Raw genomic sequence first — 11,179 nt, 5'->3', positions numbered from 1 at the left:
TACGCGGCCACGGCGCTCCTTCGTCGCGCGTGGCCTCTACTCGACCAGCGGGAGGTCTCGTTGGTCGAGTAGCGCGGAGCCGCGACGAAGGAGCGTGCTCCGGGCGTATCGAGACCACTCCACGCCGTCGCTGGGGGTTGGCCCGCGCTGGGCTGTTGCCGGGTGGTCTCGATACGTCAGGACGAGCTCGCTGGCGCTCGCCGTCCTGACTACTCGACCAGCGGAGTGTTCCGCCGGGACCCTGTCGTGCTCCTGTCCCGATGCTCGGGTCGTCGGTCCCACTGCGCCGTGGCACGATCCCCCCATGCCCTCGACGTCCTCTCGGCGCGGCACGCTCTCGCGCCGCACGATCGCCGAGGCTGCGCTGCAGCTGATCGACGAGGAGGGCGTGGGTTCCGCCTCGATGCGGGCGATCGGCAAGCGGCTCGGCGTCGAGGCGATGAGCTTGTACAAGCACGTCGGCACGCGCGACGACCTGCTCGACGCCGTCGTCGACCTGGTGGTCGCCGAGCTGGACGCCGACCCCGAGGTGCTGCGGACGGCCGAGCACGGCTGGCGCGACTACCTGGAGCGCCTGGCGCGCGGTGTGCGCCGCTACGCCCTGGCCCATCCTCACGCCTTCCCGGTGGTGGCCACGCGCCCGTCGGAGGCTCCGTGGATCAACCCGCCCCTGCGTTCGCTGGCGTGGATCGAGTCGGTCCTCGAGGCGCTGGAGGCGGAGGGGTTCGACGACGAGGAGGTCGTGTTCGCCTACCGCTCGTTCAACAGCTTCCTGCTCGGCTACCTGCTGATGGAGACGGGTGCGCGCACCCTGCGCGACCCGAAGGACGGCGACGGGTCGTTCGGCGCGGGGGCCGACGCGTCGGAGGCGGTCCCTGGCGGCCTGTCGCCGACCCGCGACGCCGACCAGCAGGACGCCGTGGCGGAGGCGTCGACGCCGGAGCAGGTGATCGACCCCGCGGGCATGGTCGACGAGGAGACCTATCCGACGATCCATCGGCATGCCGCCCGGCTCGCCGCCGACCGCTACGCCGAGGAGTTCGAGCGGGCGCTGGCCGAGATGCTCGACGGGATCGCCTCGCGCCTGGCGGAATGACGTCGGGCGACGGACGTCCGGGCGTCGCTCCGCGTCGTGACGGACGTCTCACCAGGTCGCGTTGCGGCGCTCGGCTTACGGCGTAAGGTTTACAACGTAAGCCGAACGGTTCGGCTCCTCACCTACCCACTCAGGAGGACGACATGAGCTTCATCGACAAGGCCAAGAACACCGCCGAGAAGGTTGCTGGCGAGGTCAAGGAGGCCGTGGGCAAGGCCACCGACGACAAGGACCTGCAGGCCGAGGGCCAGAAGGACCAGACGAAGGGTTCGCTGAAGAACACCGGCGAGGACATCAAGGACGCCTTCAACAAGTGAGCCGGCCGGGGGGTACTGAGAACTCTCTGAGGAGTTCGGCGGCACCGTCACTTCGAGTTGCCGACCCCTGCAGCCGCCGTAGCGTTTTAGTTGTCACCCCACCGATCCAAGGAGGATCACCATGAGCTTCATCGACAAGGCGAAGAACACCGCTGAGAAGGTCACCGGCGAGGTCAAGGAGGCCGTGGGCAAGGCCACCGACGACAAGGACCTGCAGGCCGAGGGCCAGAAGGACCAGACCAAGGGTTCGCTGAAGAACACCGGCGAGGACATCAAGGACGCCTTCAAGAAGTGACGTCCCCCTCGCACGCACTGCGAGAAGCCCGGTCGACCGCGTGAGCGGTGACCGGGCTTCTTCGCGTCCCGGGCCCGCGACGCGCAGGACCTGAGGGCGTCAGGCGTAGGGCGTCGAGCGTCGAGCGCGGCGATGAGGGTCGGTGCGTCCCACTGACCGTCGTACCTCTCGGTGCCGATGAAGAACGTCGGGGTCGCCGCGACGTCCATCAGGTCGGCGTCGTCCTCGTCCTCGCGCACCCGCCGCAGCACGTCGTCGGCGTCGAGGTCGGCCTCGAACCGCACGAGGTCGAGCCCGATCTCGTCGGCGTAGCGCAGGAGGTCGAGCCGCTCGAGCTGGTCCTGGTGGGCCCAGAGCAGCCGCGCGTAGTCGAAGTGCCGGCCCTGGAGGTGCGCCGCCTCGTAGGCGCGAGCCGCGAGCTCGGCGTGCGGGTGGTGCTGGTGGAGCGGCAGGTGCCGCCACACCCAGACGACGTCGCGACCGAAGTGCTCGATGACCTCGTCGACCATGCCGGTGGCCCGGCTGCAGAACGGGCACTCGAAGTCGCCGTACTCGACGAGCACGAGCGGTGCGTCGGCCGGCCCCTTGTAGTGGTCGCGGCGCGGGTCGAACGGGCGGAGCAGGACGGTGCCCGGTGGCACGACGGGACGCCGGGAGTCGAGCGCGCGCAGCACGGCGGCGCCGAGCACGAAGGCGAGCACGGACGCTGCGAGCACGCCGACCCTGGCCTCGTCCTGCGCGGCAGGGTCGTCGATCGCGATGCCGACGATGAGCAGCGAGATGGTGAAGCCAATGCCCGACAGCGCGGCGCCGCCCGCGACTCGGCCGATCGTCAGGCCGGGCGCGAGCACGCCGAGCCTCAACCGCTGGGCGAGCAGGGTGGCCCCGGTGATGCCCACGAGCTTGCCCACGACGAGACCGGCGACCACGCCCCAGAACAGCGACGACGACATCGAGCGCCGCAGCGTCTCGGCGTCGAGCACGACACCGGCGTTGGCGAGCGCGAAGACGGGCAGGATCACGTACGCCACGTACGGCGCGAACGAGCGCTGCAGCCGCTCGTTGATCGAGATCGACTCGCGCAGCTGGCGCCCCGCTGCTGCCGCGTAGGCCGGGTTCGGCGACTGACGGAAGGCGCGGGTCAGCTCCACCACCCGCTCGACGTCGTTCTGGCGCGGTGCGGCGACGGGGATGAGCAGCGCGACGGCCACCCCGGCGAGGGTGGCGTGCACGCCGGCCTCGTGCAGCCCGAACCAGACGACGACCGAGAGCACCGCGTACAGCGGCCCGCGGCCGGACGGCATGAGCCGGACGAGCGCGATGAGCCCGAGCGCGACCAGTGCCACGAGCAGCGGCGCGACGTGCAGCTCGTCGGTGTAGAAGACGGCGATGGCGGTGAGCGCACCGATGTCGTCGACGACGGCGAGCGTCAGCAGGAAGACGCGCAGCCGTGAGGGGTGCTGCGGTCGGATGATCGCGAGCGCGCCCACGAGGAAGGCCGTGTCGGTCGAGATCACGACACCCCACGCGTGCGCCTGCCCGGAGTCGCGCGCGATGAGCAGGAACACCAGGGCCGGCACGACGAGCCCCGCGAGGGCGGCCGTCGCCGGCACGATCGCGCGCGAGCGGTCGGTCAGCTCGCCGATGGTCAGCTCCCGCTTGACCTCCAGGCCGACCGCGAAGAAGAAGAACGCCATGAGCGCGTCGTTGACCAGGTGGTAGAGGTCGAGCCCCATCGACCACCCGCCGACTGCGACGCGCGCGTCGGTGTGCCAGAACGCGTCGTACCCGCTGCCGAGGTTCGCCCACACGATCGCGGCGACGGTCGCGACCAGCAGCAGTGCCGCGCCGACCTGCTCGGTCTCGGCGTCGGCGAGACCACGCCGCAGCCGGGTGGCGCGGGACTCGGTGAGGGTGTCGGGGTCGCTCACGGGCGATATCCTGGCAGGCCGGTCATGGTGGTGGCCAACCTCGACGCCGACCGATCTGTTCCTCCCCGTGCGTCCGCCGTGGGTGAACAGTCGGTGATCACGCTGACGGGAGGGGTGCGGCCGTGGGAGTGTCGGGTCTCCCGGTCTCGAGAGGAGAGCGTCGTGGTCCGTGGTCGCCTGCTGCTCGTCGTGGCCGCCCTGCTGGTCTCGGCCGGCTGCGTCGGCGCCACGCCGGAGCCGACCTCAGGCCCGGGCCGGGGTCCGCTGCAGTTCCGCGTCGCCGAGGGCGGCAACGGCACCTACAGGCCCGTCGACGCCGGGCGGCTGTGGACGGCCAACGTCGCCTTCCCTGTGTGTGTGGACGGAGGGCGGAAGGCGGTCGTCCGCTCGCTGCAGGTGAACGGACGCACCGTCGGTACCGGCGGCCCCGTGACGGGCTACCTGCACCGCGGCAGCGATGAGCGGATCGGCTTCCTGACCGCCGTCGGCGAGCCCTCCACCGTCGCGGCGGAGTACGGCGGCACCTGGAGCCCGATCCGCGGCGCGCGGCTCTCGGCACCCTGCGACGTGCTGACGCCCTTGTCCCTGGTGCTGAGCATCGAGGTGCCGCGCGAGGGCTATGTCGTCCGCTCCTTCGGCTTCACCTACGAGGTCGGCGGGACCACCTACCGCACGACGAAACGCGGCTGGACCTACGCGGCGTGCGGTACCGCGCCGCAGGAGCTCTGCAGCGGACAACCGTAGTGAATGGTCGCGAGGCCCCGCGGCGCAGCCCGTCGAGCTGTGGCTCGACCTCGTCGACCCGTCGCAGGTCACTCGTGCCACGTGCGGCGAGGGTGTCTCCCCGAACGCCTCCGCACAGCCCCAACTAGGCTATCGTCCCGTGAGCGACTCCCCCCGGACCCCCGACGAGAACGCGGTCGACGACCTGCCCGAGCAGCTGCGGATCCGTCGCGAGAAGCGGCAGCAGCTCATCGACGCGGGCATCGAGCCCTACCCGGTCGACCTGGGGATCACGCACACGATCACGCAGGTGCGCGACGCGTACGACGCCGAGGCGCTCGGCCCCGACCACCACTCCGGCGACGTCGTCACGGTCGCCGGACGCGTCATCTTCCGGCGGGGCACGGGCAAGCTGGTGTTCGTGTCGCTGCGCGAGGGCGACGGCACCGCCCTGCAGGCCATGGTCTCCCTCGACGGCGTGGGGGAAGAGTCGCTCGACCGCTTCAAGCAGCTCGTCGACATCGGCGACCACCTCGCGGTGACGGGTGAGGTCATCACGTCCCGCCGCGGCGAGCTGAGCGTGCAGGCGTCGTCGTGGGCGATCGCCGCCAAGACGCTGCGTCCGATGCCCAACGAGCACAAGCCGCTGTCGGACGAGGCGCGCAGCCGCATGCGCTACGTCGACCTCATCGTCCGTCCCGAGGCCCGCGAGACGGTGCGCGTGAAGGCGAAGGTGCTGCAGTCGCTGCGCCGCACGCTCGACGAGCGCGGCTACGTCGAGGTCGAGACGCCCGTGCTGCAGCACACCAACGGCGGCGCCGCCGCGCGGCCCTTCCACACCCACGTCAACGCCTTCGACGAGGACGCGCTGCTGCGCATCGCCCTGGAGCTGCACCTCAAGCGCTCGCTCGTGGGCGGCATCGACCGGGTCTACGAGATCGGCAAGACGTTCCGCAACGAGGGCGTCGACAACACCCACAACCCCGAGTTCATGATGCTGGAGGCGTACGAGGCGTACGGCTCCTACGACACGATGGCCGAGCTGACCCGCGACCTCGTCGTCGACGCCGCGCGCGCGGTGGGCAAGACGGTGGTGCCCGGACGCGACGGCACCGACATCGACCTCGAGGCGCCCTGGCGGCGCGCGACCATTCACGAGCTCGTGGGCGAGGCGGTCGGCGAGACCGTCGACGTCGACACGCCGCAGGAGACGCTGACCGCGCACGCCGCACGCCTCGACGTCGCCCTGCAGGACCACTGGGGACCCGGCGAGATCGTGCTCGAGCTGTTCGAGAAGCTCGTCGAGCACACCCTGGTCCAGCCGACGTTCGTCTGCGACTACCCCGAGGCCGTGCGACCGCTCGCCAAGAAGCACCGCAGCACGCCGGGCCTCGTGGAGGCGTGGGACCTCATCATCAACGGCGTCGAGCTGGCGCCCGCGTACACCGAGCTCAACGACCCCGTCATCCAGCGTGAGCGGCTCGAGGAGCAGGCGCGCCTGGCAGCCGCAGGCGACCCCGAGGCGATGGACGTCGACGAGGACTTCCTGCGGTCGCTGGAGTTCGGCATGCCTCCCGCGGGCGGCCTGGGTCTCGGCGTCGACCGCCTGGTCATGCTGCTGCAGGGCGTCGGCATCCGCGAGGCGATCCTCTTCCCGATCTCGCGACGCGAGGTCTGAGACCGGTCAGGCCGAGTAGGCCGACGCGTCGCCCTGGCGCAGCGTGGAGCGCACGCCGTCGGTGCTCACCGGGACGGTCCCGGCCACCGTGATGCGGTGCATGACGCGGTGGTGGTCGTCGTAGTCGGCGACCGCGTAGTGCTGCGTCGCGCGGTTGTCCCAGATCGCGACGTCGCCCGGCTGCCAGCTCCAGCGGGCGGTGTTCTCGAGCCGGGTCACCTCGCGCTGCAGCAGCTCGAAGACGTCGGCGGAGTCGCGGGTGGAGAGGCCGACGAGCCGCTTCACGAACTGGCCGAGGAGCAGCGAGCGCTCGCCGGTCTCGGGGTGCACGTGGACGACGGGGTGCTCGGCCTCGAACAGGCGCGAACCGAACTCCTCGCGGTAGGCCTCCTCGCGGACGTCGATGCCGCCGATGCGCTGCTCGTCGACGTCGGCGGCGTAGTCGTAGCGGTTGGTGTGCACGGCCCACAGCCGGTCGGCCATCGCCTGCAGCGCCGGGTGCAGGTCGGCGTAGGCGGCCGCGGTGTTGGCCCACACGGTGGTGCCGCCGTAGGGCGGGAGGGTCACCGCGCGCAGCACGCTGATGGCGGGCACCCGGTCGACGAAGGTCACGTCGGTGTGCCAGGCGTTGGCCTTGCCGTGGGAGGAGTCGATGGGCAGGACCGCGTTGGCCGCGCCGCGCACGGTGGGGTGCGGCGACGTCGGCGTGCCGAGCAGGGCTGCGAACGCGTGGTGGTCGGCGTCGTCGAGGTGGTGCTGCCCGCGGACGAACACGACCTTGTGACGCAGGAGCGCCGCGCGGACGTCGTGCACCTCCTCGGCCGTCAGGTCGCCACCGAGCCGCACGTCGGACACGACGGCACCGATCCGCGCCCCCACGGGCGCGACCTCCACGCGCGAGCGGGTGGTGGTCGGGTCGGGCGCGGTGAGGGTCATGGCGGGCTCCGGGGTCGACGTCGGTGTCGTCCCACCGTGCGCCTCGTCGACGTCGCATGGGGACGGTCTCGCAGTGTGGACGCACCGTTCGGCGGGCGGCGGACGTCGGCGCGCGCCAGGATGTCGGTCGAGCGTCGACGACAGGAGACCCCGGTGAAGCCGTTCAAGGACCTCACGCAGGCCGGGCTGCTCGCGCGCGCGTTCATGGTCTTCCCGCTCGGCGCGGTCGGCGTCGGGCTGCTCGGCTACGGCGACACCCACGGGATCGGGTGGATGCTGCCCGTCGGCGGCGTGTTGTTCGGCATCGCGTTCGTCGTGATCGGCCTCTGCGCGTTCCACGGGTTCAACGGGCCGTTGTCGTTCGGGCGCCCGATGCCGCCACGGCGCGACGGGACGCGGGGCACGCCGGAGGAGGACGACGTGGAGCGCGAGGAGATCATGGGTCGCATGCGCCGTCTGCGACGTCGCACCCTGGTCGTGTTCCCGGTCTTCGCGGTCGGGGTGCTCCTGGGGATCCTGGGGGAGTCGCTGCCGAACGAGACGATGTCGACGCTGAGTCCCTACGTCTCCGCGGTGGGGTTCGTGCTTTTCGCCGTGGCCGTCATGTCCGGGATGCTGCCGATCATGCGGCACCTCTGGCGCCGCTGACCGCCCCGCCACTCACCCTGGTTCTTCCGCGCTCACCTGCGGATGATTCCCGGGGTGAGCGAGGGATCGCCATGCTGAGCTGCTGGTTCCCATCACGTGATGGGAACCAGCAGCGCGTCAGGCGTCGAGGACGGCGGCGACGGCCTCGCGGGCGGAGGCGGGGTCGGCGGCGGCCAGGGCGGCTCGCGCGGCCTGCTGGCACTGATCGAGCGTCACCGACGCGAGCCGCGCGCCCACGGGTCGCACGGCCGACGCCGCGCACGACAGGGAGGTGACGCCGAGGCCGACGAGCACGCAGGCGAGTGCGGGGTCGGCGGCGGCCTCGCCGCACACCCCCACCGGCTTGCCGGTGCGCTCGCCGGCGCGGGCCACGGCCTCGACCAGCACGAGCAGGCCGGGCTGCCAGGGGTCGGTCAGGTCGCCGAGCTCGGCCGACATGCGGTCGGCCGCGAACGTGTACTGGCTGAGGTCGTTCGTGCCGATCGACACGAAGTCGACGTGCTCCAGCACCCGCTCGGCGAGCAGCGCGGCCGACGGCGTCTCGATCATCACGCCGGGCGTCAGTCCTCGGGTGCGGCACTCCGCGGCGAACGCAGCAGCCTCCGACGGCACCGAGACCATCGGCGCCATGACCCAGACGGTCGCCTCCGACGTCTGCGAGGCGGCGGCCACCGCGTCGAGCTGGTGGGCGAGCAGCTCCGGCAGACGGCGACCGACGCGCAGGCCGCGGACGCCGAGCGCGGGGTTGGCCTCGGTGCCCATGTCGGCGAACGCGAGCGGCTTGTCCGAACCGGCGTCGAGCGTCCGCACGACGACCTTGCCCGACCCCGCCGCAGCCAGGACGGCGCCGTAGACGTCGGTCTGCTCCTGCACGGTCGGCTCGGACGGCCGGTCGAGGAAGCTCAGCTCGGTGCGGTAGAGGCCGAATCCCTCGACCGGCTCCTGCGCGGCACGCTCGGCGCCCTTGGCGTCCTGGACGTTGGCGAGCACCTGCACGGCGTGACCGTCGGCGGTGCGCCCCGGCCCCTCCCAGGCGGCGCTCGCGGCGCGGCGCTCGGCGTCGGCCTCGGCGCGCGAGGCGGCCGCGGCGGGATCGGGCGACAGCACGACCTCGCCCGTGCCGCCGTCGACGAGCGCGGTGTCGGGCAGCTCGTCGGGCAGGTCGCTCACGCCGACGACGCAGGGGATGCCGAGCTGACGGGCGATGATGGCCGTGTGGCTCGTGGGGCCGCCCAGCCGGACGGCGATGCCGACCACGAGGGCCGGGTCGAGGCCGGCGGTGTCGGCCGGTGCGAGGTCGTCGGCGAGCAGCACCGACGGCTCCGAGGGCACGCCGACGCCGGGCTCGGGCTGGCCGAGCAGCTCGGCCACCACGCGGTCGCGCACGTCGCGCAGGTCGGTGACGCGCTCGGCCATGAGCCCGCCGGCGGCGGTGAACATGGCGACGAGCTCGTCGACGGCGCGCGACGTCGCGGTGGCCGGGCCGCTGCCCGTCTTGGCGTGCTTGGCGACGAGGGCGGCGAGGCCGCGGTCCTGCACGAGGGCGGCCGTGGCGCTCAGGACCTCCGAGGCGGACCCGCTGGCGAGGGCTGCGCGCTCCTGCAGGCGGCCGGCGACGGTGGCCGCCGCGGTGGCGAAGAGCTCGGCCGTGTCGTCGCGCGCGGGCTCGTCGGAGGGGACGTGGGGACGGTCGCCGGGCACCAGCACGGCGCCGTGCCCGACGCCGGCGACCACGGGGGTCCCGGTGAGGGTGACCGCCGTCATGGAAATCTGTGGGGATGTGCCCGACATGCTTGACATGGCCCGAGACTATCGCGTAGAACAGCAGACATCAACATCAAATCCACACAAATCCACACAACGCGGTGACGCAGGACACCCTGCACCCCCCTGCATCGTGTCGTGGGACGTGGACCGGACCCCAGGAGCACTCGTGTACGCCGCCGAACGCCGCGCACTCCTCGCCGCCCGCCTCAGCGAGCACGGCCGAGTGAGCGTCGTCGACGCCGCGGACGAGCTCGGGGTCTCCGGCGAGACCATCCGTCGCGACCTCGACGTGCTGCAGCGCCACGGCCTGGCCCGTCGCGTGCACGGCGGAGCCGTCGCCCGCACCGTGGCCCAGGCCGCGGAGCTCGCCGTCACGGACCGTGCCACCCAGCACGCGCCGGAGAAGGAGGCGATCGCGCAGGCCGCGCTCGCGCTCCTGCCCGACACCGACGGCTGGGTCGCGTTCGACGCCGGCACCAGCACCGCCGCCCTCGTCGACGCGCTGCCCGCTGACGCCGCGTTCGACGCCGTGACGCACGGCATCGACGTCGCCGGCCGGCTCGCGCGGCACGAGGGCGTCTCGCTCCTCGTGGTGGGCGGCCGCGTCCGCCCGACGACGGCCGCCGCGGTCGGTGCCGACACCGTCGCCGCCTACGGGCGCATGCGTCCCGACGTCGCCTTCATCGGTGCCAACGGCATCGGCCTCGAGCGCGGGCTCACGACGCCCGACGTCGAGGAGGCGGCGGTCAAGCGGGCGCTCGTGGCCGCGGCCCGTCGCGTGGTCGTCCTCGCGGACTCCTCGAAGATCGACACCGAGTACGCCATGAGCTTCGCCTCCATCGACGAGCTCGACGTGGTCGTCACCGACAAGAACGTCACGCGCGAGCAGGTCTCGCGGCTCGAGCGCGCCGGCCTCGAGGTCGTGGTCGCATGATCGTCACGCTCACCGCGCACCCCGCGATCGACCGACTGGTCTGCCTCGACGGGCCGCTCGAGCGCGGCGCGGTGCTGCGCACGTCGGCCTCGACCGACCAGCCGGGCGGCAAGGGCATCAACGTCGCCCGTGTGGTCCAGGCGGCGGGCGTCGACGTCCGGGCCGTGGTCCCGGCCGCCCCGGGCGACCCCGTCGTCACGTCGCTCGAGCCCACCGGCCTCGCCGTCGTGCAGGTCCCGATCGCGGGCGCCACCCGCGTCAACCTCACCCTCGCCGAGCCCGACGGCACCACCACCAAGCTCAACGCGCCGGGCACCCCGCTGCACGCCACGGAGCTCGGGGCGCTCGTCGGCACCCTCGTCGACGCCTCCCGCGGTGCGTCGTGGGTCGCGCTGTGCGGCTCGCTGCCCCCGGGCGTACCCGCCGACCTCTACGCCGGTCTGGTGCCGCGGCTGCGCGCCGTGGGCGCCACGGTCGCGGTCGACACGTCGGGGGCGGCGCTCGCGGCCGCGCTGGCCGACCCGTCGACGGCACCCGACCTGGTCAAGCCCAACGGGCACGAGCTCGTCGAGCTCATCGGCGGCGACGGCGACGCGATCGAGGCCGACCCCGAGCTCGCCGCGCACGAGGCCCAGCGCCTCCGTGCCGAGCGCGGTCCGGCGGAGGTGCTGCTGACGCTCGGCGCCACCGGGGCCGTCCTCGCCACCGCCCGCGGCACCTGGTTCTGCGCCCCCCCGCCGGTCACGCCGCGCAGCACCGTCGGCGCGGGCGACTCCTCGCTCGCCGGGCTGCTCCTGGCCCGCGAGGCCGGAGCGGACGACGCCACCGCGCTCGCCGCGGCCGTCGCCCACGGC

The 11,179-nt window shown here is 72.7% G+C and carries 10 protein-coding genes and 1 pseudogene; 8 read left to right on the top strand and 3 right to left on the bottom strand.

From position 1 onward, the window contains the following. Window positions 1-304: 304 nt before the first annotated feature. The 3 genes from A6Q81_RS14570 (at window position 305) to A6Q81_RS14560 (ending at window position 1,708) form a co-directional block, all read left to right on the top strand. Complete coding sequence (locus A6Q81_RS14570; protein WP_286690905.1) at window positions 305-1,096, top strand: TetR/AcrR family transcriptional regulator; 792 nt, start codon at window positions 305-307, stop codon at window positions 1,094-1,096. Window positions 1,097-1,239: 143 nt separating this feature from the next. Continuing rightward, window positions 1,240-1,413 (top strand): CsbD family protein, encoded by a 174-nt coding sequence (locus tag A6Q81_RS14565; RefSeq protein ID WP_286690904.1) that lies wholly within the window; start codon window positions 1,240-1,242, stop codon window positions 1,411-1,413. Window positions 1,414-1,534: 121 nt separating this feature from the next. Further along, window positions 1,535-1,708, top strand: a complete 174-nt coding sequence (locus tag A6Q81_RS14560; protein ID WP_286690906.1) for a CsbD family protein — start codon at window positions 1,535-1,537, stop codon at window positions 1,706-1,708. A gap of 131 nt (window positions 1,709-1,839) precedes the next feature. On the opposite strand, the pseudogene nhaA reads toward A6Q81_RS14560, so the two are convergent. Further along, window positions 1,840-3,639: pseudogene (nhaA, locus tag A6Q81_RS14555) on the bottom strand (Na+/H+ antiporter NhaA); the annotation flags it as partial. A gap of 162 nt (window positions 3,640-3,801) precedes the next feature. Here nhaA and A6Q81_RS14550 point away from each other — a divergent pair. Together A6Q81_RS14550 and lysS are read left to right on the top strand one after the other, a co-directional pair. Next, window positions 3,802-4,383, top strand: a complete 582-nt coding sequence (locus tag A6Q81_RS14550; RefSeq protein WP_286690903.1) for a hypothetical protein — start codon at window positions 3,802-3,804, stop codon at window positions 4,381-4,383. 139 nt (window positions 4,384-4,522) lie between these two features. After that, complete coding sequence (lysS, locus tag A6Q81_RS14545; protein WP_286690902.1) at window positions 4,523-6,040, top strand: lysine--tRNA ligase; 1,518 nt, start codon at window positions 4,523-4,525, stop codon at window positions 6,038-6,040. Window positions 6,041-6,046: 6 nt separating this feature from the next. On the opposite strand, the gene A6Q81_RS14540 is transcribed toward lysS, so the two are convergent. Next, window positions 6,047-6,976, bottom strand: coding sequence for a TauD/TfdA dioxygenase family protein (locus A6Q81_RS14540; RefSeq protein ID WP_286690901.1), 930 nt, complete (start codon window positions 6,974-6,976; stop codon window positions 6,047-6,049). A 153-nt stretch (window positions 6,977-7,129) separates the two neighbouring features. Here A6Q81_RS14540 and A6Q81_RS14535 point away from each other — a divergent pair, with 153 nt between their 5' ends. Next, window positions 7,130-7,624, top strand: a complete 495-nt coding sequence (locus A6Q81_RS14535; RefSeq protein WP_286690900.1) for a hypothetical protein — start codon at window positions 7,130-7,132, stop codon at window positions 7,622-7,624. Window positions 7,625-7,741: 117 nt separating this feature from the next. Here A6Q81_RS14535 and A6Q81_RS14530 read toward each other — a convergent pair whose 3' ends face one another. Next, window positions 7,742-9,388 carry a phosphoenolpyruvate--protein phosphotransferase gene (locus A6Q81_RS14530; protein ID WP_286690899.1) on the bottom strand — a complete coding sequence of 549 codons (1,647 nt, stop codon included), beginning with the start codon at window positions 9,386-9,388 and terminating at the stop codon, window positions 7,742-7,744. 145 nt (window positions 9,389-9,533) lie between these two features. On the opposite strand from A6Q81_RS14530, the gene A6Q81_RS14525 reads away from it, so the two are divergent. Both A6Q81_RS14525 and A6Q81_RS14520 read left to right on the top strand, forming a co-directional pair. Beyond that, window positions 9,534-10,325: a DeoR/GlpR family DNA-binding transcription regulator gene (locus A6Q81_RS14525; protein WP_286690898.1), complete on the top strand. Its 792-nt coding sequence runs from the start codon at window positions 9,534-9,536 to the stop codon at window positions 10,323-10,325. Then, on the top strand, window positions 10,322-11,179 hold an 858-nt coding region (locus A6Q81_RS14520; protein WP_286690897.1), incomplete at its 3' end, for a 1-phosphofructokinase family hexose kinase. The genes A6Q81_RS14525 and A6Q81_RS14520, both read left to right, overlap by 4 nt.

The organism is Aeromicrobium sp. REDSEA-S38_B2, from assembly GCF_001628525.1.
In the GTDB taxonomy this organism is placed as follows: Bacteria; Actinomycetota; Actinomycetes; order Propionibacteriales; family Nocardioidaceae; genus Aeromicrobium; species Aeromicrobium erythreum.
This window is presented reverse-complemented; position numbering and strand designations above follow the sequence as displayed.

Coding starts and splice junctions, on each gene's coding strand:
- A6Q81_RS14570 (WP_286690905.1), top strand. CDS start 305: ATGCCCTCGACGTCCTCTCGGCGCGGCACGCTCTCGCGCCGCACGATC.
- A6Q81_RS14565 (WP_286690904.1), top strand. CDS start 1,240: ATGAGCTTCATCGACAAGGCCAAGAACACCGCCGAGAAGGTTGCTGGC.
- A6Q81_RS14560 (WP_286690906.1), top strand. CDS start 1,535: ATGAGCTTCATCGACAAGGCGAAGAACACCGCTGAGAAGGTCACCGGC.
- A6Q81_RS14540 (WP_286690901.1), bottom strand. CDS start 6,976: ATGACCCTCACCGCGCCCGACCCGACCACCACCCGCTCGCGCGTGGAG.
- A6Q81_RS14530 (WP_286690899.1), bottom strand. CDS start 9,388: ATGACGGCGGTCACCCTCACCGGGACCCCCGTGGTCGCCGGCGTCGGG.